The organism is Psychrobacter sp. 1U2, from assembly GCF_051847575.1.
The window spans coordinates 1-779 of record NZ_JBPYDC010000908.1 but is presented as its reverse complement, the minus strand read 5'-3'; the positions used below and the strand labels follow the sequence as shown (position 1 = coordinate 779).

Below are 779 nucleotides of genomic sequence, written 5' to 3'. Positions count from 1 at the left end.
CCATCAACCACACGGCGATAAGGAGTCTCTAAGAAACCAAAGCTATTAGTTTTAGCAAACGTCGCTAGTGAGTTGATAAGGCCAATGTTTGGACCTTCAGGTGTCTCAATCGGACAAACACGACCATAATGCGTATCATGTACGTCACGTACTTCAAAACCTGCACGCTCACGCGTTAGACCACCTGGTCCTAACGCTGATACACGGCGTTTATGGGTCACTTCAGACAATGGATTGTTTTGATCCATAAACTGTGACAATTGGCTTGAACCAAAGAACTCTTTTACCGCAGCAGCTACTGGCTTAGAGTTGATCAAATCTTGCGGTGATAAATTGTCAGATTCTGCTGATGATAGACGCTCTTTAACTGCACGCTCAACACGAACCAAACCAACACGGAATTGGTTTTCGGCCATCTCGCCTACTGAACGAATACGGCGGTTACCTAGATGGTCAATATCATCAACTTCACCGCGACCGTTACGGATTTCAATTAGCTCTTTTAATACATTAACAATATCATCATTGGTCAAAACGCTACGAGCACGTTGAGTGTCAGCATCATCAGTATCTTCAAACTCTAAACCTAGACGGCGGTTAAATTTCATACGACCGACGTTTGACAAATCATAACGATCAGCATTGAAGAACATACTTTCAAACAGCTTTTCAGCAGTCTCAACTGTTGGCGGCTCGCCTGGACGCATAACTTTATAGATCTCGATTAGTGCTTCTTCACGAGTCGAGGTACTATCAGCACGTAGCGTATCAGCGATGTA

Annotated in this window: 1 pseudogene; it reads right to left on the bottom strand. The window is 44.0% G+C overall.

The annotated features are described in order from the left end of the window. Positions 1–779: pseudogene (rpoB, locus tag ACS8FD_RS19480) on the bottom strand (DNA-directed RNA polymerase subunit beta); the annotation flags it as partial.